This window comes from Paenibacillus sp. FSL E2-0178, from assembly GCF_038593005.1.
In the GTDB taxonomy this organism is placed as follows: domain Bacteria; phylum Bacillota; class Bacilli; order Paenibacillales; family Paenibacillaceae; genus Paenibacillus_AQ; species Paenibacillus_AQ phytohabitans.
Genome location: NZ_CP151953.1, coordinates 4,717,609 through 4,743,247, shown reverse-complemented (window position 1 = coordinate 4,743,247; position 25,639 = coordinate 4,717,609). Strand labels below are relative to the sequence as shown.

Genomic DNA, 25,639 nt, shown 5'->3' with positions numbered 1-25,639 from the left:
TTAACAAGGACGCCAAAGCCATGTCCACTTGTTATCTTGTTCGTGAAGCACCATACATTTCGGCCATCGCATCCAGCAATCTGTTAACATCCTCTTCTGTCGAGCTTACACCAACACTCGCCCTCACCGCTCCACTCTCCAAAGTGTCTGCGGCTTTATGGGCCAGAGGCGTACAATGCATGCCTGCACGCACTGCAATGTTATATTCACGGTCCAGGCGATGGGCAATATCCGCTGACTCTTGTCCCTCCACTACAAACGCTACAATTCCACTGCGCTGAATGCCCAGGCCAGGGCCGAGAATCCTAATCCCCGGGATGACGGCCAAGCCTTCAATCAGCCTCTGCGTCAGCTCCCATTCCTGCATATGAATCCGTTCCGTTCCCATGGCCAGTATTTCCTTCACACCCGCCAGCAGCCCGGCTACACCAACAGCGTTCTGAGTGCCCGCTTCATAGCGGTCAGGCCGCACCATGGGCTGATCACTATTTTCCGACTGGCTGCCTGTTCCGCCGTGCATCAGAGGCTCCAGATCTAAGTGTGGTGATATATACAACCCCCCGGTCCCTTGAGGTCCTAACAACCCTTTGTGCCCCGGAAAAGCCAGCAGATCGATATTCATTTCCGGCACATTTATATCTAGTGAGCCCGCACTCTGAGCAGCATCCACCAGAAATACAGCTCCGTGTGATTTGACTATATCGCCGATAATCCCAAGAGGAAGTATACTCCCGAGCAGATTGGAGCTGTGATTACAAACCACCATTCTGGTATTGTGGCGGAACGAATTTTGAAGTTCTAGCAGATCAACCTGCCCCTCACCATCCACCTGTAAATAATCCACTTCAATACCTATTGTCCGGCGCAAATACTCTAAGGGTCTGCGTACAGAGTTATGTTCTGCCATCGTTGAAATCACATGATCCCCTGGTTGAAGTGTACCCTTAATAGCCATATTTAGCCCCATGGTTGTGTTATGGGTAAAGGCAATATTCTGAGCATTGGAGACAGCGAACAGTTGAGCCAGCAAAGCCCGTGCCCGCACCAGCACGCGTCCTGTACCTATCGCCAGCGAGTGGTTACCGCGTCCGGCATTTGCCCCTGAATGCTCCAGAGCATCCACCATTGCAGCAGCCACTGCAGGCGGCTTAGGCCACGAGGTTGCTGCATGATCCAGATAAACCAGTCTCTCCATCTCTTCACCTCACTATTTTCCGTTTAAAAAACATATCCCTCCATATCCGTTTTAGGGATATCTCAGGATATGTTTTCGGCACAAATATCCAAATTAGTTCCCGAGCAACTCCAGCAGTCTTTCCAGGTCTTGGGCACTGTAATAATTTAATTCTATTTTACCTTTTTCCTTACCTTGCTTGATCTTAACGGTTGTTTTGAACCGTTCCCGCAATACTTCCTCAACGTTATCAATATAAGGATCGCGTTTGACCACCTTAGCTTTGATCCCATTCGCAGGTTTGCGGTCGAGGTTTTTCACTACCTCTTCCAATTCTCTCACACTCCACTGCTGTTCCACACACTGTTCGGCTAATTGCTTTATCGTCTCCGGATCTTTCAGCGCTACAATTGCCCGGGCATGACCCATAGAAATTGTTCCACGTGAAACATAATCCTTCACTTCCTCCGGCAGACTAAGCAGCCGCAGGAAGTTGGCAATATGGGATCTGGACTTCCCCACCTTCAGTGATAGCTCTTCTTGGGTAAGAGCAAATTGATCCATTAGCCCTTGATATGCAACCGCAATCTCCATTGCGTTTAGATTCTCACGCTGCAGGTTTTCAATCAGGGCAATCTCCATAACCTGCTGGTCGCTTAAGCTGCGGACTACCGCAGGGATCGTTGCTTTGCCGCAATACTGGGATGCACGGAACCGGCGTTCACCGGCAATGATCTCATAACCCTTCAATACACTGCGGACAATGATTGGCTGAATGACCCCGTGCTGTCTGATAGATTCAGCCAGCTCCTGAATAGCTTCTTCGTTGAAATCTTTACGCGGCTGATACGGATTGGCTCTTAACTGTGACAAGGGTATTTCTACAACCTTGTCATCCTCGTTAATGGATAAAGAAGGTATTAAAGCATCCAAGCCTTTGCCTAGGCGCTTACTCATAAGAAATCACTTCCTTTGCCAACTCTAAATACACTTCCGCTCCTTTGGAACGGGAATCATAAGTAATAATGGATTGTCCGTGTGAAGGAGCTTCACTCAGGCGGACATTACGCGGAATAATGGTTCTATATACCTTTTCCTGGAAGTACTTTTTCACTTCTTCAATCACCTGAATCCCCAGATTGGTCCGGGCATCAAGCATAGTGAGCAGTACCCCCTCTATCTTAAGGTGAGGGTTAAGATTCTTCTGCACCAGTCTTACGGTGTTAAGCAGTTGGCTTAGCCCTTCAAGCGCGTAGTATTCACATTGAATCGGTATAATGACTGAATCCGCTGCTGTCAGAGAGTTAATGGTAAGAATGCCCAATGATGGAGGGCAATCGATGATGATGTAATCATAATTCGCCTTGACCGCATTTAGAGCCTTCTTCAGCTTTAGTTCTCTGGATATGGTAGAGACTAATTCAATTTCCGCACCCGCTAATTGAATAGTCGCCGGTATGATATGAAGGCCTTCGATTTGGGTCTCCAATATCGTTTCCTGCGGGTTTGCTTCATTAATAAGAATATCATAAATGCAATTTGCTACATCCGCTTTGTTGACGCCAACGCCGCTCGTAGTGTTGCCTTGCGGATCAATATCAACAAGCAGCACTCTTTTCCCTAAAGTAGCCATGCCGGCACCCAGGTTTACAGAGGTTGTTGTTTTACCGACCCCGCCTTTTTGATTTGCTATGGCAATAATCTTGGACACTTATTTCACCTCGAATTGTTAGAAAGAATCATCTTGTAAGGTCATGAGTTGTATTGGCATAATGATTTGTATACTACGGCATCACATGTGCGGGAAGTGTAGACAAATATACATTAACTTATCCATAAAGTGTATGTGTGATAACGTCTGGAGCTAGTCATAGAAAAGGCGGCCAATCACCTCAGGGCCGCCTTCAGCTTTTGAAACCATTTATCTTTTTGGGATTTGAATAACAATCTCATAATGATCGCCACGGTCATTCTCGGAGGTCTTGATTTCCATCCCCGAACCGGACACCATGTCTATGGATTGGCGTATTGTATTAAGGGCGAGACGAACATCTTTTGTATAGGATACCCGTTTTGATTTCTTAGTCTGTGTAACGGCTTTATAGAATGCAATACGTGCTTCTGTTTGCTTCACATTGAGCTCTTTGGAGATAATCTCAGCCAGCACCTTCATCTGCATCTCTTCACTGTCCAGAGACAAAAGCGAACGCGCATGACGCTCAGTGATCTTTCTTTCCATCAGTGCAACTTTGACTGCCTCCGGTAAATTCAGCAAGCGAATTTTGTTGGCAATCGTTGACTGGCTTTTACCAAGCCTTTGGGCCAGACTCTCTTGCGTCAATTGATGCAGATCAATCAGCTTCTGATAGGCGATTGCCTCTTCAATAGAGGTCAGACCCTCACGCTGCAAATTCTCTATCAATGCAATTGAAGCTGCTTGTGAATCATTGAATTCGCGTACAAGAGCTGGAATAGTCTCCATGCCCAGCTTTTTGACCGCCCGCCAGCGTCTTTCACCGGCAATGATTTCATACTGGGAATCACGCATACGCACAACGATCGGCTGGATAACTCCATGAGTTTTGATAGTCTGGCATAGCTCATCTATCTTGTCATCATCAAAAATCGTCCGTGGTTGATATGGACTGCTGATGACCTCATGAACCGGGATTTGTTTGATCTCTTCTCCGCTGCTCCGCTCGGTAAATCCAAAAAGCTTGGTGAATTGTTCTTTCATTCCGTTCATAACCACCTAATTTCGTTATAGTACGATCCTTCTAACCTTTCTTACGAAAAGCTTATCGTACAGCGTGAGAAAAGCATCTATCCTATTCATAGTCGCTTTCCTTACAATTAAAGAATGAATCAGATCGCTGATCAGCTCTTTAATTCAAGAACAGCCTGGCCATATTTCTGACCTTCGGTTCTCTGCAACCAGGGTAGTAACAGAGTAGCAGACGAGTCTTCTCTATAAAAAGTCTACTCTAGTATTCTATCACTTTTCTGCTCATAATCCTATTCTCCATATAGACCTATTTTTCCTGCCTAAAGGTCCCCCCGGGTCCTCTTATTCACAAATAAACTCCATAGGGGCCAGTCTTGAGGTAATATGTTACGGCACTGGTGAAAATGCCGTTGATGCTTGGGCATCTATCACAAATCTCATTAAAAAAGATCAAGCTCATTCTGCATGAGCTTGATCTTTTTTCGCAAATATGATTTTGATTGTTTCACGTGAAACAATTATACAAGGGGCGACTTTGCTGGTACGCCTGGCTTACGCGGATACTTTGCCGGTGTTGCCCCAGTCTTACGCACGAGAATAATATGCCGGGCGGATTCTTCTACAGGCAAGCTGAAGGATTCTACCTTCTGCAGCTCAGCACGAAGTTCCTTGAAGCTGCGTTTGGCTTCTGCCAATTCCTCAGCCGGGTCGCTCCCCTTCATTGCGGCGAAGATTCCATCCTTACGTGTGAACGGAAGACAAAATTCATTCAAAAGAGATAGGCGGGCAACTGCACGTGCAGTCACCACATCATAAGCATCACGGTGGACAAACTGTCTGGCGACATCCTCTGCACGTCCGTGGATCAGTTGTACACCAGTCAGGCCCAAGGTGTCACATACATGCTGCAAAAAGGAGATCCGTTTGCTGAGTGAGTCTACAATTGTCAGCTTCAGATGCGGGAAACAAATCTTCAGCGGGATTCCAGGAAACCCTGCACCCGATCCGATATCAGCAAGACTCTTGGTTTCATCCATATTCAGATAGAAAGCCAGAGATAGAGAGTCGTAGAAATGCTTCGTATACACCTGACTTCTTTCCGTAATACCTGTAAGGTTCATCTTTTCATTCCAGGAAATCAATTCCTGGAAGTATAGTTCGAATTGTTCTAATTGCTTCGTTGAGAGCTGTAGTCCGCGCTCTTTGAGCAGAGCGGTGAACTGGGCTGCCGTATTATCCATAGATTATCCTTTCGCCGCTGTCACACGGTTATAATGCTCCAAATGTACCAGCAAAATCGAGATATCCGCCGGTGTTACTCCTCCGATGCGCGAAGCCTGGCCAATGGAGATGGGTGCAATTTTGGTCAGCTTTTGCCGGGCTTCCATCGCAAGTCCATGAATCTCATTGTAGTTGATATCATCAGGAATCTTCTTCTTCTCCATCTTCTGCAGCTTCTCAACATGCTGGAGCTGTTTCTCAATATATCCGGCATACTTAATCTGAATTTCAACCTGTTCCTTCATATCTTCGTCCAGCTCTTCCGGAGCAGGTGATATCATATCTACGAAGCTGTAAGTAAGCTCCGGACGGCGCATTAAGGTCAGCAGATTGCTTCCGTCAACAATAGGTGCCGATTCATAACCAGCAAGGGCCTCATTCACCTGAACAGGTTTAACCTTCGTTTCCTGCAGGCGGATGATTTCACGGTCCACCCGTCCTTTTTTATCAAGGAATGCCTCATACCGTTGCTCTGGAATAAGTCCGATTTCATAACCGATTGGAGTCAGGCGCAGGTCCGCATTATCATGACGGAGCAGCAGGCGGTATTCCGCACGCGAAGTCAGCAGACGATAAGGTTCATTGGTTCCCTTGGTGACCAGATCATCAATCAGAACACCGATGTAACCTTGGGACCGGTCAAGCACCACGGGCTCCTTCTCCTGTACTTTACGCGCTGCGTTAATGCCTGCAATTACACCCTGCCCTGCAGCTTCCTCATAACCGGAGGTGCCATTGATTTGTCCGGCTGTGAACAGTCCCGGCAACCGTTTGGTTTCAAGGGACGGCCAGAGCTGTGTTGGAACCATCGCATCATATTCAATGGCATAGCCGTTACGCATCATTTCAACCTTTTCCAAACCGGGAATGGAACGCAGCACTGCCAGTTGTACATCCTCAGGGAGACTTGTGGACAGACCTTGTACATAGTATTCCGATGTGTTTTTGCCTTCAGGTTCAAGGAAGATTTGATGCTGCGATTTATCGCTGAAACGCACGACCTTATCTTCGATTGATGGACAATAGCGAGGACCTGTTCCTTCAATAATTCCGGTAAACATCGGTGCCCGGTGCAGGTTGTCATTAATAATCTGATGTGTGACGGGTGATGTGTAAGTCAGCCAGCAAGGCAGCTGTTCATTATCTGATGACTTGGTTTCAAAAGAGAAGAATTTCGGTTTATCGTCGCCCGGCTGGATTTCTGTCTTGGAGAAATCAATCGTATCCCTATGCACACGCGGCGGAGTTCCTGTCTTAAAGCGGACAAGATCGAATCCAAGCTCACGCAAATTCTCCGACAACCGTACGGACGGCTGCTGATTGTTTGGCCCGCTCTCATAAGTCAGTTCACCCATAATTACTTTGCCGCGCAGATAGGTTCCAGTCGTCAGGATAACAGTTTTGCTGTGATATACGGTTCCGGTCTTCGTAATGACCCCGGTGCAGCGGCCGTCCTCAACAATCAGTTCTTCCACCATACCCTGGCGCAGGGTCAGGTTAGGTGTCTTTTCCATCGTTTCCTTCATCGCATGCTGATAAAGGAACTTGTCTGCCTGTGCACGAAGTGCATGGACAGCAGGTCCTTTCCCGGTATTAAGCATCCGCAGCTGAATGAAAGTCTTATCTATATTGCGGCCCATTTCCCCGCCCAGCGCATCAATTTCACGCACTACATGGCCCTTGGCGGGTCCGCCAATGGATGGATTACATGGCATGAAGGCCACCATATCCAGGTTAATCGTGATCATCAGTGTGCGGCAGCCCATCCGTGCAGCAGCCAGAGCCGCTTCACAGCCGGCATGTCCGGCGCCTATGACGACAACATCATAGCTGCCTCCATCATAATTCATAACTGTTCCCTCCTTTTATTTGCCTAAGCAGAACTGCGAGAAAATCTGATCCAACAGAGAATCCGCAGCCGTATCTCCAACAATCTCACCGAGCTGCTCCCAAGCCAGACGCACATCAATCTGTATCATATCTATAGGAATAAGCATCTCCGCAGCTTCGTAGGCATCCTGAAGTGATTTATGCGCCTTCTTCAGCAGGGCAATATGTCTTACATTACTTACGTAAGTTAAATCACCTGACTCCAGCTTGCCTCCGAAAAAGAGTGCCGAGATCGCCTCTTCCAGTTTATCCAGTCCTTCCTCTTCCAGCACAGACATCGGTACAATGCTCGACTCGTCAAAAAAGGAGCGCAGCTTATCCGTATCCAGACGGGACGGTAAGTCCATTTTATTCATGATGACCAAGGCTTGTCTACCGTGGATTTGTTCCATAAGTGCCAGTTCATCCTCATGCAGCTCATCATTGGCATTCAGCACCAGAAGAATCAGATCCGCATCACTAAAAGCCGCCTTCGAACGTTCCACACCGATTCTTTCTACCACATCCATCGTTTCACGGATACCGGCAGTGTCCAGCAGCTTCAGCGGGATATTATTAATCGTTACATACTCTTCTATTACATCACGCGTTGTTCCCGGAATATCGGTTACAATCGCCTTGTTGTCGCGGGCAAGTGCGTTAAGCAGGGAGGATTTGCCGACATTGGGCCGGCCTACAATTGCTGTTGTAATCCCTTCGCGCAGAATCTTTCCTTCATTAGCTGTACGAAGCAGCTTGTTAATGCCTTCCATAACCTCTTGACTCTTGTCCTTGATGAAATCGGCTGTTAAGGATTCCACATCATGTTCCGGATAATCAATGTTCACTTCAATATGAGCCAGCATCTCAATAAGAGTGTGCCGAAGCTCATGAATCCGTGCGGATAGAGAACCGCTAACCTGCTTAAGCGCAACCGAGAAGGCACGGTCCGACTTGGAACGAATCAGATCGATTACAGCTTCCGCCTGGGAAAGATCAATCCGCCCGCCCAGAAAAGCACGTTTGGTGAATTCCCCCGGCTCAGCCAGCCGGATATCCTGCTGCAGCAGCAGGTCCATCACTCTTCTTACAGAGATTACGCCGCCATGGGCACTGATCTCCACTACATCTTCCGTTGTAAAAGAACGCGGTCCCTTCATGACCGTAACCAGCACTTCTTCCATCCGCTCCCCATCCAGCGGACTTACAATATGTCCATAATGCACAGTATGGGATTCAGCTTCCGTAAGGGGGATACGGCTTTTGAACAATGGAGCAACCTGGCTGATAGCCTGCGGTCCGCTAACCCGGATGATGGCAATTCCGCCCTCGCCCAGAGCCGTCGATACAGCAGCAATAGTATCACTAAGCATGTTGTTATTCACCTCTGGCTTGATCTTTTCTTATTTGTCTCTTCAAGTGGAAACGGTTAAGCCGTCCTTCAAAGGACGGCATACGTTTCAGCGGGAAATATAAGGGTAATATATTTCGCGAACCATATAAATTGTTATATTTCAAAAAAACAATGACTCCTCGCATAGGTCAAGGAGTCATTGCGGCATATAGATCTACTTCAATGTTATAACGACGCGGCGGTTCGGTTCTTCACCCTTGCTAAGCGTGTTTACCTGCCGGTGATCTTGTAATCTGGAATGAATAATCTTGCGTTCCTGCGGGGACATGGGTTCCAGGACAACCTCTTTACGGGTCCGGACTACACGTCCCGCGAGCCGGTCCGCCAATTCCTCAAGCGTCTTCTTGCGGCGTTCACGGAAGTTCTCCGCATCCAGCACAAGGCGGATGAAGCTGTCGGAATAGCGGTTGGCAACAATATTAGCCAAATACTGCAGAGCATCGAGAGTTTGTCCTCTTCTGCCGATCAGCAGCCCGAGATCCGGACCGGATATTTGCAGAACAGTTGATTCCTTGGTATGAACGATTTCAACTTCCACCTCGAGCCCCATGCTCTTGGCGACATCCACAATGAAATGAACGGCCTGTTGGTAAGCTTCCTCCACCGGTTGTCCGGAATCCTGGCGCGGTACGCCGCTGATCGCCTCTGGTTTGCTCTCTCTTGTTGACTGCTGAGACAGTAGCGGAGCACTCGCCGCTGATGCCGGTGCGGCTTCAGAGATCAAGGTCAATTCTACCTTGGCTCCCTTCGCACCGATCAATCCAAGGAATCCTTTTGACGGCTGTTCAAGTACGTTGACCGTTACCCGGTCCTTCTGAACTCCAAGCTGGTTAAGTCCCCGTTCTACAGCTTCTTCAATGGTTTTCCCTGTCGCGACGACTTTGCTCATTTTGACTTTTTGACCCCCTTCTTCCCTTTGCTGCTATTGCCTTTTGCAGCAGGAGTAACATCTTTGCGGGCGTTATTGTTGCTGTTCTTGCTCTTCGTCAAATTCACTTCTTTGGCTTTGCCGTTACCCGCAGTAGCGTTAGCGGTGGCACTTGCAGCTGCAATAGCCGCTTTATGTTTATCGTTGTTGCGGTACAAGAAGTAGTTCTGAATAATGGTGTACAGATTGCTATAGAACCAGTACAGCGGAAGCGCAGACGGGAAGTTGTAGGACATGATGAAAATTAGAACCGGGTATACCATCATCATGAACTGCATTGGACCCTGCTGTTGTACCGGGTTCATTTTGGTCATCATACGGGTCTGAATGAATGTCGTAGCAGCGGCAAGAAGCGGCAGAATGAACAGGTGATCGGGCTTGCCGAGCTGCAGCCACAGGAAGTCATGCAATCTAAGATCCGGGTTGTAATAGATCGAGTTGTACAGGGCGATGAAGATCGGCATCTGCACGATCAGCGGCAGACAGCCTGCCATCGGATTTACCTTGTTCTCCTGGAACAGGCGCATCGTTTCCTGCTGTACCTTTTCGGGCTCATCTTTATATTTTTTCTTAATCTTCTCAAGTTCCGGTTGAATGGCCTGCATCGCACGTGAACTCTTAACCTGTTTCATGGTAAGCGGCAAAATTAACGTACGCACAATGATAACCATTACAAGTACGGCTAATCCGTACTGACCATTAAACCACTTCGCGAAAGTATCCAGTGCAATGGCGAAATAATAGACGACATTACTTTGCCAGAAGCCTCCATTTTTCAAATCTTCCGTAGTGTGCGTCACTGATGCCGCCCCAGACGGAGAACACCCCGACAGAACAGCAATCATTAGAACCATTAACCCGAGGAGAAGAAACATTTTTCCTCGCTTAGTCTTCATTAGAGACACTTCAAAACCCCTCTCATAAACATTCCATTGCACCGTAAATCATAACATAATTATGGATACAAATAAACAAGCCCCCTGTGCCCCTCTTACTTGTGCAAAGCCTTGAGCAGCTTGGCTTTGCGAAGCACATGCAGCACGCTTTTCTCGAGCTCGCCGTAATCCTTGGAGAGAGCTCCTTTTCTTACGATGAACACGATGTCCAGACCCCCGATAATTTCCGGCTCATGGTGACGGACAATTTCCTTTACCAGACGCCTCATCCGGTTGCGTACCACGGCGTTTCCAACCTTCTTGCTGACAGATATACCTACGCGGAAACGCTCCACCTCTTTTCTGGGAAACCAGTACACCACATATTGATGATTCGCAAATGACTTCCCATGGCGGTATACGCGGCTGAAGTCGGCACGGTTTCGTAATCGTAGACTTTTGTGCACGGGACTCTCCTATTCAAATACCGGATTTCGCGTAAGCTCCGGAATTTCATCTTCTAATTAGTATAGTCATTCAGGGGATGCCATAAACGGCATCTGTTTCAGCGGAAAGATAAGGCTCCTTCATGATGCAAAGCGTATACAATTTCATCTTTCAAAAAAAGCCCCGCAGTAGCGCTATCATCCTCTGCAGAGCCAAACTTTTATTGTTGCAGCTGCAGAATAACAGTGGTCCTCCCGCTCTGAGGAGATGCATCCAATTCTGCGCTATATATAGAAGGGAAAAATGCCGGGCATCCTCTTCCTTCCTTATATAACAATCAAAAAAAGCCCCGCAAAGTGCGGCTCTGTAGTGAAGCGTGATCCGTAACTTTGCGGGGATCCCATGTAAAATAACCCCACAAAGTGGGGCTTTGCTTCGATGATTACTCAGGTACTTTATGGGGACCCCATTGAATTCTCATCTTGTAAAAAAGGACCACCGCAGTGGTCCTTAAGTGGCCTAACTTACGCACTCAAAACTTTTCTGCCTTTCAAGCGGCGGGCTGCCAGCACTTTGCGGCCGTTTTTCGTGCTCATTCTTTTGCGGAAACCATGCACCTTTTTGCGTTTGCTCACATTCGGTCTGAACGTCGGTCTCATGTATTGCACCTCCCTTACAGGAACTTAATTACTGTCATATAAGCAGAAACGGACTAAGCCGTCCTTAGAGTAGGGACAGTATCTACAAGTATTATCAATTAAATTTGGAGACATATCCTCACAGAAAACACCTTTATATATTTAAACACATAATCAAGGCAAAAGTCAACCTTGTCCCCTTCCTCCCTCTTTTTTATTTCTCCACAGGTCTCTTCAGCAGCTGCTGTCTATCTATCCCCAGTTTGCTTCCGTCCCTCCAAAATTCGGCCTCCGCGTCTTATCCACAGCCCTTTTGTCTCAAAAAGTAATCCACAGGAGATTATAGTTATCCACCTGTGATCAAAAAAAATAGTCGACTGCTCACAACTGAGCACAACCTGTGTATAAAAATATCGAAGCCATGACGGAAACTGTCGAACGGTAAACAATTTATCAACAATATGTAGTGGTGTTCCTAAAAATTATACACAAGTGATTGAATTTGTGGATAAAATAGCGTGGCTCATTGAAAAACAAGGGGGGTTTTGCTATGATGGTATTACTTTTGAATGTGAATAGATTTGTTTGTTCTCTATATTATCAACAAGCTGTGGATAAAGTTGTGAACAATTCAAATTTATCCATATTTTTTTGTCTCTTGATATTGCATATTGGGGATAAGATTCAGCAACAACCCATTTTCTTCGACATTTCCACTTCATGGCTGATGCCACATTTGGAAGATTTAAAGGAGTGACAGTCTGTGGACAGCCATACTTCCGAATTATGGCAGCAAATTTTATCGATTATTCAAACCAAACTAAGCAAGCCGAGCTTTGATACCTGGTTTAAGGCTACCAAGGCCTTAACGTTTAGCCACCAGGCTCTTATTATCTCGGCGCCTACAACTTTTGCCGTAGAATGGCTGGAAAGTCGCTACACCAAACTGGTAGGAGCAACGGTTTATGAGGTCACCGGACAACAGGTTGACGTCAAATTTGTAATTGAAGAGAACAAACCCTCTGAGCCAATAGTTCAACAAATGGCGACCACTCCCGCAGTTTCACGCGAAGAAGCACAGACGCATTTGCTCAATCCCAAATACACTTTTGATACGTTCGTGATCGGTTCGGGCAACCGTTTTGCGCATGCAGCCTCACTGGCTGTAGCCGAAGCGCCCGCCAAAGCTTACAATCCTTTGTTTTTGTACGGAGGCGTGGGTCTCGGGAAGACTCACTTGATGCATGCCATCGGGCACTATGTGCTGGAGCATAACCCTAACAATAAGGTTATCTACATCTCGTCCGAGAAGTTTACGAATGAATTCATCAACTCCATCCGTGACAACCGCGGCGAAAGCTTCCGTAACAAATACCGCAGTGTTGACATTTTGCTGATTGACGATATTCAATTCCTGGCCGGCAAAGAGTCAACGCAGGAGGAATTTTTCCATACGTTCAATGCTCTTCATGAAGAACGCAAGCAAATTATCATCTCAAGCGACCGGCCTCCCAAGGAGATTCCCACACTGGAAGAACGGCTGCGTTCCCGGTTTGAATGGGGACTTATCACCGATATTCAGCCTCCGGATCTGGAGACACGGATTGCGATTCTCCGTAAGAAGGCCAAGGCGGAGAACCTGGATATCCCGAACGAAGCGATGATGTATATCGCCAATCAGATCGACACGAATATCCGCGAGCTGGAGGGTGCACTGATCCGCGTTGTAGCCTATTCATCACTGACTAATCAGGATGTGACTACGCATCTGGCAGCTGAAGCGCTGAAGGATATCATTCCCTCCAGCCGGCCGAAGATGATCACCATGAATGATATTCAGCAAAAAGTCGGCGAATACTACAATTTGCGCATGGAGGATTTCAAAGCGCGGAAACGCACGAAGGCTGTTGCTTTTCCAAGGCAGATTGCCATGTATCTCTCCCGTGAATTAACGGATTATTCGCTTCCCAAGATCGGTGAAGCCTTCGGAGGGCGCGATCATACGACAGTTATCCATGCCCATGAGAAGATTACGCAGCAATTAAAGGTGGACCAGGAGCTCTATAAAGTGGTAAATAATCTTGCGGAGAAAATTAAAAATCCTTCCTAAGAGGAACAAAGAGCCTATACACAATCTATACACATGTGGGTAGGCTTAATTTTATGCTGTTTAGCGACTTATCCACATAAACGGAGCCCCTACTACTAATACTATTAAATAACTATAATAATTCATCTTCTAAGAGCAGGTTTCAAAGAGGTCAAACGTACACCCATTTCCCAATTTTTCAGCTAGGAGTGAAATCATGAAAATCAGCATTCTCAAAAATGAACTCAACGAATCTATAGGCCATGTCTCCAAGGCGATCTCGAGCAGAACAACCATCCCTATTTTGACCGGAATAAAGCTTGAGGTTAGCCACCAGGGAGTAACATTGACGGCAAGCGACACGGATATCTCAATTCAATCCTTCATCCCTGCCGAGAATGACAGCCATACGATCGTAAAAGTGGAACAGCCCGGCAGCGTAGTGCTTCCAGCCAAGTTCTTTGTCGAGATCATCAAGAAGCTTCCCTCCAAAGAAATTCACATGGAAGTCAAAGAGGGCTTTCAAACCTATATCTCTTCCGGATCTACGGAGATTCAGATTGTTGGCCTGGACCCTGAAGAATTCCCTGTTCTGCCAAGCATTGAGGAGAATGAAACCATCTCAATGCCAGGCGATTTGCTGAAGAATATGATTAAACAAACCGCGTTCTCCATCTCTACCCAAGAGACAACACCAATTCTGACGGGTATTCTCTGGAATCTTGCCGATAACGAGTTCAAGTTCACGGCTACCGACCGCCACCGTCTGGCAACAAGAGCAGCACATCTGGAAGGTACAGAGAATGTTCAGTTTGCGAATATTGTTATTGCCGGCAAAACGCTGAACGAGCTCAGCAAAATTATCCCGGATCAGAATATGCTGGTGGATATTGTCGTTGCGGATAACCAGGTCCTCTTCAAAATCGACAAAGTGCTGTTCTATTCGCGGATCCTGGACGGAATTTATCCGGATACTTCTAGAATTATTCCAACCACCTACAAAACAGAACTAACTCTTGATACAAAAAAACTCAGCGAATCGATTGACCGCGCTTATTTGCTATCCCGTGAAGAAAAAACGAACATCGTCCGGATGCAGACTCTTGAGAATGGCGACGTAGAGATTTCTTCCAGCTCATCAGAGCTGGGTAAGGTCCGGGAAGAACTTGAAGTAATTGATTTCAAAGGTGAGCCTTTGCGGATCTCCTTCAACTCCAAATATATGCTCGATGTGCTGAAGGTTGTGGAGAGTGAGCAGCTCGTGATTGCCTTCACCGGCATGATGAGTCCGATTATTCTCAGACCGCTCGACGAGAGCCGCAGCCTGTACGTCATTCTGCCTTACCGCACAACTAATTAATGCCCTGTCCATGGCCTGTGGATAAGTGGTGGAAAGGACAAAAAAGATGAAAAAAATAGTTATCCACAGTGGATATATCAAGCTGGACCAGTTTTTGAAGCTGGCGGATTGTGTTTCCACAGGTGGCATGGCCAAAGCGCTGCTGCAGGAAGGGCACGTACAAGTGAACGGGGAGAAAGAAGAACGGCGTGGCAGAAAGCTCTACCCGGGTGATAAGATAGAGGTACAGGATAACGGCGTATTCGAGGTTGAAGGCGGCGGAGTCAAAGAGTAGTACACCCAAGGAGGCACAGGGTCTTGTTTGTCAAAAATATCGGTCTGCAGTATTACCGCAACTATGGGCTGCTGCGTCTGGAGAGCCTGGGTGATGTGAACCTCATTCTCGGTCAGAACGCCCAAGGCAAAACAAATCTCATGGAGGCTTTGTTCGTCCTGGCGATGACCAAAAGCCACCGTACCTCCAAGGACAAGGAACTCATATCCTTCGATGCTCCTGCAGGTTCCGCACAGATTGTGGCCGAAGTGGAGCGCAAATACGGTGATCTTAAGCTGGAGCTTACCCTGTCACCCCAAGGCAAAAAAGCCAGAATTAACGGACTGGAGCAGCGCCGGCTTAGTGAATTCGTAGGTTCACTGAATGTGGTGATGTTTGCTCCGGAGGATCTCGAGATTGTCAAAGGCACCCCGGGCATCAGGCGCCGGTTCCTTGACATGGAGATTGGCCAGGTCCAGCCCAGCTACCTGTTTCACCTGCAGCAATACCAGAAGGTGCTGCTCCAAAGAGGGAATCTGCTGAAGCAGCTATGGGGAAAAGAAGCTGCCGGCAAGGAGCTTCTGGAGATATGGGATGCGCAACTTATAGAGCATGGTGTTAAAATCGTCAAAAAAAGGAAACAATTCATAAAGAAGCTGCAGATATGGGCAGAAAGCATCCATCGCGGCATTACAAACGGCGGAGAAGAGCTCAAACTGCTCTATGTCCCCTCTTTCGGTGAGCGTGAAGAGGAAGATGAAGCTGTCTTATTGGACAAATTTATGTTAAAGTTATCACAAACAAGAGATCAGGAAATCAGGCGCGGCATGACGCTGACGGGTCCCCATAGGGATGACCTGTCCTTTTTTATCAACGGAAGAGAAGCTCAGGTCTACGGTTCCCAGGGACAGCAACGTACGGCAGCTTTATCGCTCAAGCTGGCGGAAATTGAACTGATCCATGAGGAGATCGGAGAGTATCCTGTGCTGCTTCTTGATGATGTTTTGTCCGAACTTGATCCCTATCGTCAGACCCAGCTTATCGAAACCTTTCAAAGCAAGGTACAGACCTTCATCACCGCCACCGGTGTAGAGGGACTGAATGCCGATAAATTAAAAGGCGCAAGCCTGTATCATGTGCACGGCGGCACAGTGGAGCTATAAAGAGCGGAGGAAGACCATGTATATTCATTTGGGCGGAGAGAAAATTATTCGATCCTCAGAGTTGATTGCTATATTTGATATATCGATTGAGAAGTCCTCCAAGGTGTCGAAGCAATTTATGACTCATTCCCAGCAGGATAAGAAGCTGGAGCGCATTGGTGAAGAGGAAGCGAAGTCTATTGTCGTCACCAAGAATACTGTCTACTACTCCCCTATCTCCTCCTCCACTCTCAAAAAAAGAGCCAAAATCTTGTTAGAAATATAATGTTTCGGTAGTTACAGGAGATAATCTGAAAGAAGTAGGTGAAGGCATGTCAATGAATCAACCGACATATGATGAGAGCCAGATTCAGGTACTGGAAGGGCTGGAAGCGGTTCGGAAACGTCCCGGCATGTACATTGGCTCCACTAGCGCCAAAGGTCTGCATCATTTGGTCTGGGAGGTTGTCGATAATAGTATCGATGAGGCGCTGGCAGGTTTTTGCGACCGGATTCAAGTGAAAATTCATGAAGATAACAGTGTGACTGTTATTGATAACGGCCGGGGAATACCTGTCGGCGAGAATGTAAAGCTTAAGAAATCTACGCTTGAAGTCGTAATGACTGTCCTGCATGCAGGCGGTAAATTTGGCGGCGGGGGTTACAAGGTTTCCGGCGGTCTTCACGGCGTGGGGATTTCGGTAGTTAACGCACTGTCTGAGAAGGTAGTTGTAACAGTCAAACGTGACGGCCATGTCTACCAGCAGGAGTATAGACGCGGCGCACCGCAATATGATATCAAGGTAATCGGGGATACTGAGGAGACAGGAACGACTACAACCTTCCATCCGGATCCCGAGATTTTTACCGAGACTACTACTTTTGAATATGCAACTCTGCTTACCCGGGTCCGCGAGCTTGCCTTCCTGAACAAGGGCATTGAGCTTTCTTTGCTGGATGAACGGACCGGAGTCAGTAATACATTTAAGTATGATGGTGGTATTGTAGAGTATGTGAAATATCTTAACGAGAAAAAAGAAGCCATGCATGAGGACCCGATCTACGTGGAAGGCTCACGGGATATGATCGCCGTTGAAGTGGCTCTCCAATATAACGATTCTTATACAGAGAACATCTATTCCTTCGCTAACAATATCAATACCCATGAGGGCGGAACGCATGAATCCGGCTTCAAGAGTGCCTTAACGCGGATTATCAATGACTATGCCCGCAAGGCAGGCGTGATCAAGGATAGCAGCCAGAACCTGACCGGAGATGATGTCCGTGAAGGCCTGACGGCGATTATTTCCGTCAAAATTCCTGAGCCGCAGTTCGAAGGCCAGACTAAGACCAAGCTGGGGAACAGTGAAGTCCGCGGGATCGTGGAATCTCTGTTCGGTGAGAAGCTGCAGGAATTCCTGGAAGAGAACCCGGCTGTCTCCCGCAAGGTGCTGGAGAAATCGCTGCAGGCTTCCCGTGCCCGCGAAGCGGCCCGCAAGGCCCGTGAGCTGACCCGCCGTAAGAGTGCGCTTGAGGTCAGTGCCCTCCCGGGCAAGCTGGCTGACTGCTCCTCCAAGGATGCGTCAATCAGTGAGCTGTACATCGTCGAAGGTGACTCTGCGGGGGGATCGGCCAAGCAAGGCCGTGACCGTCATTTCCAGGCGATCCTGCCGCTGCGCGGTAAGATTCTGAACGTAGAGAAGGCCCGGCTCGACCGGATCTTGTCCAATGCAGAAATCCGGGCGATTATTACCGCTCTCGGAACTAGCATCAGCGATGATTTCGATCTGTCCAAGGCACGTTACCACAAGGTTGTAATTATGACTGATGCGGATGTCGACGGTGCCCACATCAGAACCTTGCTTCTGACCTTCTTCTACCGCTACATGCGGAAGCTGGTCGATGCCGGATATATCTATATTGCCCAGCCGCCGCTGTTCAAGATCGAACGCAACAAAGTCATCCGCTATGCGCAGACCGAGAAGGAACGCGATGAGATCATTGCCGGCTTTGGTGAGAACGTCAAAGTCAACGTTCAGCGCTACAAAGGTCTGGGTGAGATGAATGCCGCGCAGCTTTGGGATACTACAATGGATCCTGAGAGCCGCACCATGCTGCAGGTAACGATTGAGGATGCGATGCTGGCTGACAGCATTTTCGATACACTGATGGGTGACAACGTTGAACCGCGCCGTGAATTCATTCAGGAGCATGCCCAATCGGTCAAAAATCTCGACATTTAAGCGCAAGCTGTATTTGAACCTCCGGATTCCTCCCTTATAGGAGGACCGGAGGTTTTTTAATGCAGTCAGAGAGTTTTTTTGGCATAACTTTAATGCTTGAGTGTTCGTCTGCGGCGGTAGGTTGGCGACGGGCGGGTGCGCTTCAAACGTCCATAGGCAACAGCATAGCGGTGGATTCGGCGGTAAATGGCTTTGTTCGGAAACATTTTGAAGACGATGATCGAAGGTAGCGTATTAACTTCAAGCAGCCATAGATCATGATGCTGATCCATCGCTACATCCAGTCCAATTTCTTTGAGGCCCGGATAAGCTGTTTCCAGCTGGGACCCGATTCTGACTCCCAGTGATTTCAGCTGCTGGATGGTTGCCGTCATTTCTTCGGGCGTCATATGTTCTTTGAACAGGGCATCTACCGAAAAAATGCTGCCTCCGTTGTGATAGTTGGTGACCACCTTTTGCGGAGCAGCCACCCGCCCGAGCATGCCTGTAGTCTCCCAGGACCCCTGAAGATTCTTCTGGGTCAGTACCCGCAGGTCAAACGGCCGGTCCTGATGCTGAAGCAAATCAATGCCTTGCTGAACGAGATAAGAACGCCCCTTAATCCGCGGCAACAGGGCAGCATGAAGCTCTTCCGGTGTATTGAAGATTTCTGCATCCTTGGCGTATCTCAGAATATACATCAGCTTGGGTTCTGCCGGTGCTTCTGCTTCACATGTTAAAGGTTCTGTTTCCGGTTGGCTGAAGTCCGGCTGATGCTCGCTTGGGCTTAAATGAACTATCCGCTGTTCAGCTCTCATGACTCCGCTGCCGTAGGTCCCCCGGTCCGGTTTGATATACACCGTTCCGTACAGACCCAGCAGCTCTTTCAAATCTTCCAGGGCGTATTTACGTGTTTCCGGAATGAAGACCGAGAGCAGGCGGTTCTGAAGAATGACTTTCGTTTTTGCCCACTTACTGGACACGCGCTGAATCCTCATTTTCTGCCTCCTTGGGTAGTGGTGCGGTTGCCGGTTTCGTCACAGATGAACGTATATCCGTTTGTTCATCTGTGGCGAATTTTCAGGACAATCTAACTAAACAATGTTATAATATAAGGATATGGGGTTATGCTTTTTTGGACGAAATCAGGGTCATAAAGCCATTCTTCTTGTCTTTACAGTCTATGTACTGAAGACACCAGCGGAAAGGGCGTATATCCTTATCCGTACTAAAAGAAAATCAATATAGAAGATAAAAGGCTATCATGTTTAATTGTGCTGCTTTTGTGAAAGTAATATAATAAAGGGTAGCGGTTTTTAACTGAAGGAGGTCCACCAACTCATGGCTGAACAAAATAACCCGCAAATCAGGGATCGGGACATTGGCGTGGAAATGCGCGAATCCTTTATGGATTACGCAATGAGCATCATTGTAAGCCGGGCTTTGCCGGATGTGCGGGACGGACTTAAGCCTGTTCACCGACGCATTTTGTTTGCGATGTCGGAACTTGGAATGTCCTCGGATAAACCTCACAAGAAATCAGCGAGAATCGTCGGTGAGGTTATCGGTAAGTATCACCCTCACGGTGACTCGGCGGTTTATGAAACAATGGTACGTATGGCACAGGATTTCTCCATGCGCTATATGCTCGTAGACGGCCACGGAAACTTCGGCTCTATTGACGGAGATATGGCAGCTGCGATGCGTTATACCGAAGCGAGGCTGTCCAAAATTGCCGGAGAAATGCTCCGCGATCTGAACAAAGAAACGGTTGATTTCGCTCCCAACTATGACGGTGAAGAGAATGAGCCTGTAGTATTGCCGGCGCGTTACCCTAACCTGCTTGTGAACGGGGTTTCGGGGATTGCCGTCGGTATGGCCACCAATATTCCTCCGCACAATCTGGGCGAGGTCATTGATGGTGTGCAGGCAATGATCAAGAATCCTGACATTACACCTATGGAGCTTATGGAATATATTCAGGGCCCGGATTTCCCGACGGCCGGTTATATTTTGGGCCGTGAAGGTATCCGTCAGGCTTACCGCACAGGACGCGGATCGGTTACGATGCGTGCCAAAGCGACGATTGAAGAGAACAACGGTAAAGCGCGGATTATTGTGCACGAGCTTCCTTACCAGGTCAACAAAGCCAGACTGGTTGAGAAGATTGCTGAATTGGTGCGTGAGAAACGTATCGAAGGCATTACGGATCTGCGTGATGAATCTGACCGTAACGGAATGCGTGTAGTCGTTGAAATGAGACGTGATGTGAATCCTAGCGTCGTGCTCAACAACCTCTACAAACATACCTCCATGCAGTCTACCTTCGGGATTAACATGCTGGCTATCGTCAATAATGAACCGAAGATTCTGAACCTGCGTGATGTGCTGTATCATTATTTGCAGCATCAGATCGAAGTTATCCGCCGCCGGACCGTGTTTGACCTGAAGAAGGCGGAAGCCCGGGCGCATATTCTGGAAGGCCTGCGTGTTGCCCTCGATCATCTGGATGAGGTTATTGCTCTTATCCGTGCTTCACGGACAACAGATATTGCCCGTGAAGGCTTGATGGAGACCTTCAGTCTAAGCCTGGAGCAGGCTCAGGCAATCCTCGATATGCGGATGCAGCGCCTGACTGGTCTGGAACGTGAGAAGATCGAGAATGAATATAACGAATTGCTCGCCAAAATCACTGAATACAAGGAGATTCTGGCTAACGAGCATCTCGTACTGGATATTATCAGCAATGAGCTGCAGGAGATTCGTGATAAGTACTCTGATGACCGCCGTACGGAAATTACGGTTGGGGAAGAGAGCATTCTGGATGAGGATCTGATTCCGCGTGAAGAGGTTGTAATCACGATTACACATACCGGTTACATCAAACGTCTTCCGGTCAGCACTTACCGCAGCCAGAAGCGCGGCGGCCGCGGGGTAATCGGGATGGACACCAAGGACCAGGACTTTGTAGAGCATCTCTTCGTGAGTAACTCCCACAACTATCTGATGTTCTTCACCGACAAGGGTAAGGTGTACCGGATTAAGGCTTATGAGATTCCGGAGCTTGGCCGCACCGCCCGGGGGACGCCGATCATCAACCTGATTCAAATTGAGCAGGGCGAGAAGATTAGTGCGGTAATCCAGGTGGAGGAAGCGGACAGCGACAAATACCTGTTCTTCGCTACCCGTGAGGGAATCGTGAAGAAGACACCTCTGGAAGACTACAACAACATCCGCAAGGGCGGTCTGATAGCGATCAATCTTCGCGAGGAAGATTCACTGATCGAAGTGAAGCTGACAGATGGAGAGCAGAATCTGATTATCGGTACGGCACGCGGAATGTCGATTACTTTCTCGGAGAGCGATGTCCGTTCCATGGGCCGCAGTGCTACAGGGGTTAAGGGTATCACGCTTGACGACAATGACCATGTCATTGGTATGGACTGTGTGGACAAGGGGCTTGAAGTGCTGATCGTAACAACCAAGGGTTATGGTAAACGGACGCCTGCCGGCGATTATCGTTCCCAGACCCGTGGCGGTAAAGGCATCAAGACCATTAACCTTACCGATAAGAACGGACCGGTTGTGGGGCTGAAGGTTGTCAAGAATGACGAGGACCTGATGATTATTACAACGAGTGGAACACTGATCCGGACCAGCATGGATGGAATTTCTACCATGGGCCGTTATGCGCAGGGTGTTAAGCTGATTAATATCCGTGAGGATGACGCAGTTGCAACGCTGAGCAGAGTAGATAAAGAGGAAGATGACCAGTCCGAGCAAGAGGACGGCGAAGAAATTCAAGGTGCAGCAGTGGAAGGCGATGGCGAAGTCAGCGAGCCTGAAGCGGAAACTGATACCGGGAACGAAGACGATAGCGTCGAATAATCCTTTGCAGCAAAAGCATGAGTTTCTGATTATAGAAGCTCATGCTTTTTTATTTATGGAATGGAAGTCCTCTCTCTAGCCGCTTGCCGGGTTACATACTATAATTAGAGAATTACAGGTGTCACAGAAATAAAGGGGCTGAATTTATGCCAAACATATCCGTTGGAGAGATCAAGGCGGGATCAAAGATTATTAAGGATGTAATCACTCCTTTGGGAGGAGTGTTATTCGGTAAAGGCAAGATCATACTTCCGCGGGATATTGAGATTCTCCAAGCTTTTTTGATAGGACAAGTTGAAATTGAGGGAGTTCAGGGAGAGGACAAAGCCCCAGAAGTGTCCAAACCGCCAGCTAAGCAGCAGAGCGCCAAAGCAGGTGCGCTGATCAATGAGTCCGTACTAGCCAAAAGTAATTCTCCGCTTCATGATGAGTATGAGAAAATGCTGGTGCTTATCAAGCAGAGCTATCGTGCAGCAACCGCAGCGGTACTTCCGATTTTTGAATTGCGGAGCCAACTGGAGCTGCTGATCAGCCATTTGAAGGATTATCATGTCCTGAAGTTTGCACCGCGTGTTCTGTTTGACCAGGATTATAATTATCATAACGCTGTATTATCTGCCCTAACTTCATATAAAATTGCCCAGTGGTGCGGATATCCGCAAAAGGATTGGATGCAGGCTGCCTTTGCCGGCTTGCTTCATGATATAGGTAACATTAAGGTAGATGAGACATTGCTGCACAAACCGACTCCCCTGACGGGCGCGGAGATAGAAGAAGTACGCAGGCACACCACTTATGGATACCAGCTGCTGCGCAATGTTACAGCAATCAACGAAGGCGTCAGACTAGCCGCCCTGCAGCATCATGAGAAGATCGACGGTTCCGGTTATCCGCTTAAGCTGGAAGGCACCCAGATTCACTTCTATGCCAAGATTGTTGCAGTAGCCGATATCTTTCATGCCATGACGCTTGAAAAAGCCTACAGAAAGGCTCAGTCGCCTTATCTGGTACTGGAGCAGATCCAGAAGGAGAGCTTCGGGAAGCTTGACCCGGTTATTGTACAAACTTTCATTCAAAAAACAACGGATCTGTATAATGGCACACGGATACGGCTCAGCGACGGGCGTCACGGAGAAATCATCTTCACGGATCGCACTAATCCCACAAGGCCAATGGTTCAGGTAGAGGGCAAGATTGTGAATCTGGTCAATGAACGCGAGCTGCATATTCAGGAGATTATTGCTTAAGGGTAAGCGGGTATGATGAACAGAAGCTATGTCATCTGAGGCTGGCCATGTCCGGGCGGTTATTAGGGGCATAGCTTTTATAATTGATTTCAAAATAATGCTTGCAATCAGAATCCATACGTGATATATTCTATTTCTGGTCGCGAAACATCAACGCCGAGCTCGAAAAGAAGTTGAAAAAAGAGCTTGCATTGATCGGCTGGATGTGATATATTATAAGAGTTGATGGTGACGCGATGAGCGGCGCTGACAACGAGCTTGATCTTTGAAAACTGAACAACGAGTGAGTATCGGAAATCACGAAAGTGACTTCCAAAAAAGAGAATGAAAATTCTCGTCAGATGTTTCAAAATGAGCAATCGCTCTTTCTAAAACCAATTTGGAGAGTTTGATCCTGGCTCAGGACGAACGCTGGCGGCATGCCTAATACATGCAAGTCGAGCGGAGTTTGAATGGAAGCTTGCTTCCATTCATGCTTAGCGGCGGACGGGTGAGTAACACGTAGGCAACCTGCCCTCAAGACTGGGATAACTACCGGAAACGGTAGCTAATACCGGATAATTTCTTTCCTCTCCTGAAGAGAGAATGAAAGGCGGAGCAATCTGCCACTTGGGGATGGGCCTGCGGCGCATTAGCTAGTTGGTGGGGTAACGGCTCACCAAGGCGACGATGCGTAGCCGACCTGAGAGGGTGAACGGCCACACTGGGACTGAGACACGGCCCAGACTCCTACGGGAGGCAGCAGTAGGGAATCTTCCGCAATGGGCGAAAGCCTGACGGAGCAATGCCGCGTGAGTGATGAAGGTTTTCGGATCGTAAAGCTCTGTTGCCAGGGAAGAACGTCCGGTAGAGTAACTGCTACCGGAGTGACGGTACCTGAGAAGAAAGCCCCGGCTAACTACGTGCCAGCAGCCGCGGTAATACGTAGGGGGCAAGCGTTGTCCGGAATTATTGGGCGTAAAGCGCGCGCAGGCGGTCATTTAAGTCTGGTGTTTAAACCTTGGGCTCAACCTGGGGTCGCACTGGAAACTGGGTGACTTGAGTACAGAAGAGGAAAGTGGAATTCCACGTGTAGCGGTGAAATGCGTAGATATGTGGAGGAACACCAGTGGCGAAGGCGACTTTCTGGGCTGTAACTGACGCTGAGGCGCGAAAGCGTGGGGAGCAAACAGGATTAGATACCCTGGTAGTCCACGCCGTAAACGATGAGTGCTAGGTGTTAGGGGTTTCGATACCCTTGGTGCCGAAGTTAACACAGTAAGCACTCCGCCTGGGGAGTACGGTCGCAAGACTGAAACTCAAAGGAATTGACGGGGACCCGCACAAGCAGTGGAGTATGTGGTTTAATTCGAAGCAACGCGAAGAACCTTACCAGGTCTTGACATCCCGATGAAAGCATTAGAGATAGTGCCCCTCTTCGGAGCATCGGAGACAGGTGGTGCATGGTTGTCGTCAGCTCGTGTCGTGAGATGTTGGGTTAAGTCCCGCAACGAGCGCAACCCTTGACTTTAGTTGCCAGCAGGTTAAGCTGGGCACTCTAGAGTGACTGCCGGTGACAAACCGGAGGAAGGTGGGGATGACGTCAAATCATCATGCCCCTTATGACCTGGGCTACACACGTACTACAATGGCCGGTACAACGGGAAGCGAAACCGCGAGGTGGAGCCAATCCCAGCAAAGCCGGTCTCAGTTCGGATTGCAGGCTGCAACTCGCCTGCATGAAGTCGGAATTGCTAGTAATCGCGGATCAGCATGCCGCGGTGAATACGTTCCCGGGTCTTGTACACACCGCCCGTCACACCACGAGAGTTTACAACACCCGAAGTCGGTGGGGTAACCCGCAAGGGAGCCAGCCGCCGAAGGTGGGGTAGATGATTGGGGTGAAGTCGTAACAAGGTAGCCGTATCGGAAGGTGCGGCTGGATCACCTCCTTTCTATGGAGAATCGTCACCTGCAATGGTGACATTCAAATCGGAAGTATTACTTCCAAAACTCAGGTTTAGGCCTGTTACTCACTCGTTGGTCAGTTTTGAGAGTTTAAGCTCTCATCTTTACCTTGATCCTTGAAAACTGGATACCGAAACGAA

The 25,639-nt window shown here is 48.3% G+C and carries 20 protein-coding genes and 1 rRNA gene; 9 read left to right on the top strand and 12 right to left on the bottom strand.

Annotation, left to right across the window (positions count from 1 at the left end; genetic code table 11):
* Positions 1 to 31: 31 nt before the first annotated feature.
* From MHI42_RS20550 to rpmH, 11 genes are all read right to left on the bottom strand, one after another.
* Complete coding sequence (locus MHI42_RS20550; protein WP_342420493.1) at positions 32 to 1,195, bottom strand: aminotransferase class V-fold PLP-dependent enzyme; 1,164 nt, start codon at positions 1,193 to 1,195, stop codon at positions 32 to 34.
* Between the two features lie 93 nt (positions 1,196 to 1,288).
* On the bottom strand, positions 1,289 to 2,131 hold the full coding sequence (locus MHI42_RS20545) for a ParB/RepB/Spo0J family partition protein (RefSeq protein WP_042140601.1): 843 nt from the start codon (positions 2,129 to 2,131) through the stop codon (positions 1,289 to 1,291).
* On the bottom strand, positions 2,124 to 2,885 hold the full coding sequence (locus MHI42_RS20540) for an AAA family ATPase (protein WP_042140602.1): 762 nt from the start codon (positions 2,883 to 2,885) through the stop codon (positions 2,124 to 2,126). Before MHI42_RS20540 ends, MHI42_RS20545 begins: the two co-directional genes overlap by 8 nt.
* A gap of 210 nt (positions 2,886 to 3,095) precedes the next feature.
* On the bottom strand, positions 3,096 to 3,911 hold the full coding sequence (gene noc / locus MHI42_RS20535) for a nucleoid occlusion protein (protein ID WP_039295780.1): 816 nt from the start codon (positions 3,909 to 3,911) through the stop codon (positions 3,096 to 3,098).
* 506 nt (positions 3,912 to 4,417) lie between these two features.
* Positions 4,418 to 5,140, bottom strand: coding sequence for a 16S rRNA (guanine(527)-N(7))-methyltransferase RsmG (gene rsmG, locus MHI42_RS20530; protein ID WP_171717768.1), 723 nt, complete (start codon positions 5,138 to 5,140; stop codon positions 4,418 to 4,420).
* Between the two features lie 3 nt (positions 5,141 to 5,143).
* Positions 5,144 to 7,030: a tRNA uridine-5-carboxymethylaminomethyl(34) synthesis enzyme MnmG gene (mnmG, locus tag MHI42_RS20525; protein WP_342420492.1), complete on the bottom strand. Its 1,887-nt coding sequence runs from the start codon at positions 7,028 to 7,030 to the stop codon at positions 5,144 to 5,146.
* Positions 7,031 to 7,045: 15 nt separating this feature from the next.
* A complete protein-coding gene (gene mnmE, locus MHI42_RS20520) occupies positions 7,046 to 8,422 on the bottom strand; it encodes a tRNA uridine-5-carboxymethylaminomethyl(34) synthesis GTPase MnmE (protein ID WP_342420491.1) in 1,377 nt (458 codons plus the stop codon).
* A 195-nt stretch (positions 8,423 to 8,617) separates the two neighbouring features.
* Complete coding sequence (gene jag, locus MHI42_RS20515) at positions 8,618 to 9,352, bottom strand: RNA-binding cell elongation regulator Jag/EloR (protein WP_039295766.1); 735 nt, start codon at positions 9,350 to 9,352, stop codon at positions 8,618 to 8,620.
* A complete protein-coding gene (locus MHI42_RS20510) occupies positions 9,349 to 10,296 on the bottom strand; it encodes a YidC/Oxa1 family membrane protein insertase (protein WP_042140606.1) in 948 nt (315 codons plus the stop codon). The genes jag and MHI42_RS20510 overlap by 4 nt, the downstream gene beginning before the upstream one ends.
* Positions 10,297 to 10,382: 86 nt before the next feature.
* Positions 10,383 to 10,733 (bottom strand): ribonuclease P protein component, encoded by a 351-nt coding sequence (gene rnpA / locus MHI42_RS20505; protein WP_042140607.1) that lies wholly within the window; start codon positions 10,731 to 10,733, stop codon positions 10,383 to 10,385.
* A gap of 504 nt (positions 10,734 to 11,237) precedes the next feature.
* A complete protein-coding gene (gene rpmH / locus MHI42_RS20500) occupies positions 11,238 to 11,372 on the bottom strand; it encodes a 50S ribosomal protein L34 (protein ID WP_039295761.1) in 135 nt (44 codons plus the stop codon).
* 742 nt (positions 11,373 to 12,114) lie between these two features.
* On the opposite strand from rpmH, the gene dnaA reads away from it, so the two are divergent.
* The 6 genes from dnaA to gyrB all read left to right on the top strand — a co-directional run bounded on the left by dnaA (position 12,115) and on the right by gyrB (position 18,438).
* Positions 12,115 to 13,461, top strand: coding sequence for a chromosomal replication initiator protein DnaA (gene dnaA / locus MHI42_RS20495; protein ID WP_039295750.1), 1,347 nt, complete (start codon positions 12,115 to 12,117; stop codon positions 13,459 to 13,461).
* 196 nt (positions 13,462 to 13,657) lie between these two features.
* Complete coding sequence (dnaN, locus tag MHI42_RS20490) at positions 13,658 to 14,800, top strand: DNA polymerase III subunit beta (protein ID WP_039295747.1); 1,143 nt, start codon at positions 13,658 to 13,660, stop codon at positions 14,798 to 14,800.
* Between the two features lie 46 nt (positions 14,801 to 14,846).
* The gene (gene yaaA, locus MHI42_RS20485) at positions 14,847 to 15,074 is read left to right on the top strand and encodes a S4 domain-containing protein YaaA (RefSeq protein WP_039295744.1); all 228 of its coding nucleotides are present in this window, start codon (positions 14,847 to 14,849) and stop codon (positions 15,072 to 15,074) included.
* 23 nt (positions 15,075 to 15,097) lie between these two features.
* Positions 15,098 to 16,216, top strand: coding sequence for a DNA replication/repair protein RecF (gene recF, locus MHI42_RS20480; protein WP_039295741.1), 1,119 nt, complete (start codon positions 15,098 to 15,100; stop codon positions 16,214 to 16,216).
* A 16-nt stretch (positions 16,217 to 16,232) separates the two neighbouring features.
* A complete protein-coding gene (locus MHI42_RS20475; RefSeq protein WP_039295738.1) occupies positions 16,233 to 16,481 on the top strand; it encodes an extracellular matrix/biofilm biosynthesis regulator RemA family protein in 249 nt (82 codons plus the stop codon).
* 46 nt (positions 16,482 to 16,527) lie between these two features.
* Positions 16,528 to 18,438, top strand: a complete 1,911-nt coding sequence (gyrB, locus tag MHI42_RS20470; protein ID WP_039295729.1) for a DNA topoisomerase (ATP-hydrolyzing) subunit B — start codon at positions 16,528 to 16,530, stop codon at positions 18,436 to 18,438.
* 89 nt (positions 18,439 to 18,527) lie between these two features.
* Here the strand turns inward: gyrB and MHI42_RS20465 are convergent, their stop codons facing one another.
* A complete protein-coding gene (locus MHI42_RS20465; RefSeq protein WP_342420490.1) occupies positions 18,528 to 19,415 on the bottom strand; it encodes a YheC/YheD family protein in 888 nt (295 codons plus the stop codon).
* 343 nt (positions 19,416 to 19,758) lie between these two features.
* On the opposite strand from MHI42_RS20465, the gene gyrA reads away from it, so the two are divergent.
* The 3 genes from gyrA (at position 19,759) to MHI42_RS20450 (ending at position 25,486) form a co-directional block, all read left to right on the top strand.
* Positions 19,759 to 22,305 (top strand): DNA gyrase subunit A, encoded by a 2,547-nt coding sequence (gene gyrA / locus MHI42_RS20460; RefSeq protein ID WP_342420489.1) that lies wholly within the window; start codon positions 19,759 to 19,761, stop codon positions 22,303 to 22,305.
* A 146-nt stretch (positions 22,306 to 22,451) separates the two neighbouring features.
* Positions 22,452 to 23,552: an HD-GYP domain-containing protein gene (locus MHI42_RS20455; protein ID WP_342420488.1), complete on the top strand. Its 1,101-nt coding sequence runs from the start codon at positions 22,452 to 22,454 to the stop codon at positions 23,550 to 23,552.
* 376 nt (positions 23,553 to 23,928) lie between these two features.
* Positions 23,929 to 25,486, top strand: a 16S ribosomal RNA gene (locus tag MHI42_RS20450).
* Positions 25,487 to 25,639: the final 153 nt, after the last annotated feature.

Excerpts from the sequence above, each read along its gene's own strand:
- MHI42_RS20550 (WP_342420493.1), bottom strand. The coding sequence starts at position 1,195 with ATGGAGAGACTGGTTTATCTGGATCATGCAGCAACCTCGTGGCCTAAG.
- MHI42_RS20545 (WP_042140601.1), bottom strand. The coding sequence starts at position 2,131 with ATGAGTAAGCGCCTAGGCAAAGGCTTGGATGCTTTAATACCTTCTTTA.
- noc (WP_039295780.1), bottom strand. The coding sequence starts at position 3,911 with ATGAAAGAACAATTCACCAAGCTTTTTGGATTTACCGAGCGGAGCAGC.
- rsmG (WP_171717768.1), bottom strand. The coding sequence starts at position 5,140 with ATGGATAATACGGCAGCCCAGTTCACCGCTCTGCTCAAAGAGCGCGGA.
- mnmG (WP_342420492.1), bottom strand. The coding sequence starts at position 7,030 with ATGAATTATGATGGAGGCAGCTATGATGTTGTCGTCATAGGCGCCGGA.
- mnmE (WP_342420491.1), bottom strand. The coding sequence starts at position 8,422 with ATGCTTAGTGATACTATTGCTGCTGTATCGACGGCTCTGGGCGAGGGC.
- jag (WP_039295766.1), bottom strand. The coding sequence starts at position 9,352 with ATGAGCAAAGTCGTCGCGACAGGGAAAACCATTGAAGAAGCTGTAGAA.
- rpmH (WP_039295761.1), bottom strand. The coding sequence starts at position 11,372 with ATGAGACCGACGTTCAGACCGAATGTGAGCAAACGCAAAAAGGTGCAT.
- dnaN (WP_039295747.1), top strand. The coding sequence starts at position 13,658 with ATGAAAATCAGCATTCTCAAAAATGAACTCAACGAATCTATAGGCCAT.
- yaaA (WP_039295744.1), top strand. The coding sequence starts at position 14,847 with ATGAAAAAAATAGTTATCCACAGTGGATATATCAAGCTGGACCAGTTT.
- MHI42_RS20475 (WP_039295738.1), top strand. The coding sequence starts at position 16,233 with ATGTATATTCATTTGGGCGGAGAGAAAATTATTCGATCCTCAGAGTTG.
- gyrB (WP_039295729.1), top strand. The coding sequence starts at position 16,528 with ATGTCAATGAATCAACCGACATATGATGAGAGCCAGATTCAGGTACTG.
- MHI42_RS20465 (WP_342420490.1), bottom strand. The coding sequence starts at position 19,415 with ATGAGGATTCAGCGCGTGTCCAGTAAGTGGGCAAAAACGAAAGTCATT.
- gyrA (WP_342420489.1), top strand. The coding sequence starts at position 19,759 with ATGGCTGAACAAAATAACCCGCAAATCAGGGATCGGGACATTGGCGTG.
- MHI42_RS20455 (WP_342420488.1), top strand. The coding sequence starts at position 22,452 with ATGCCAAACATATCCGTTGGAGAGATCAAGGCGGGATCAAAGATTATT.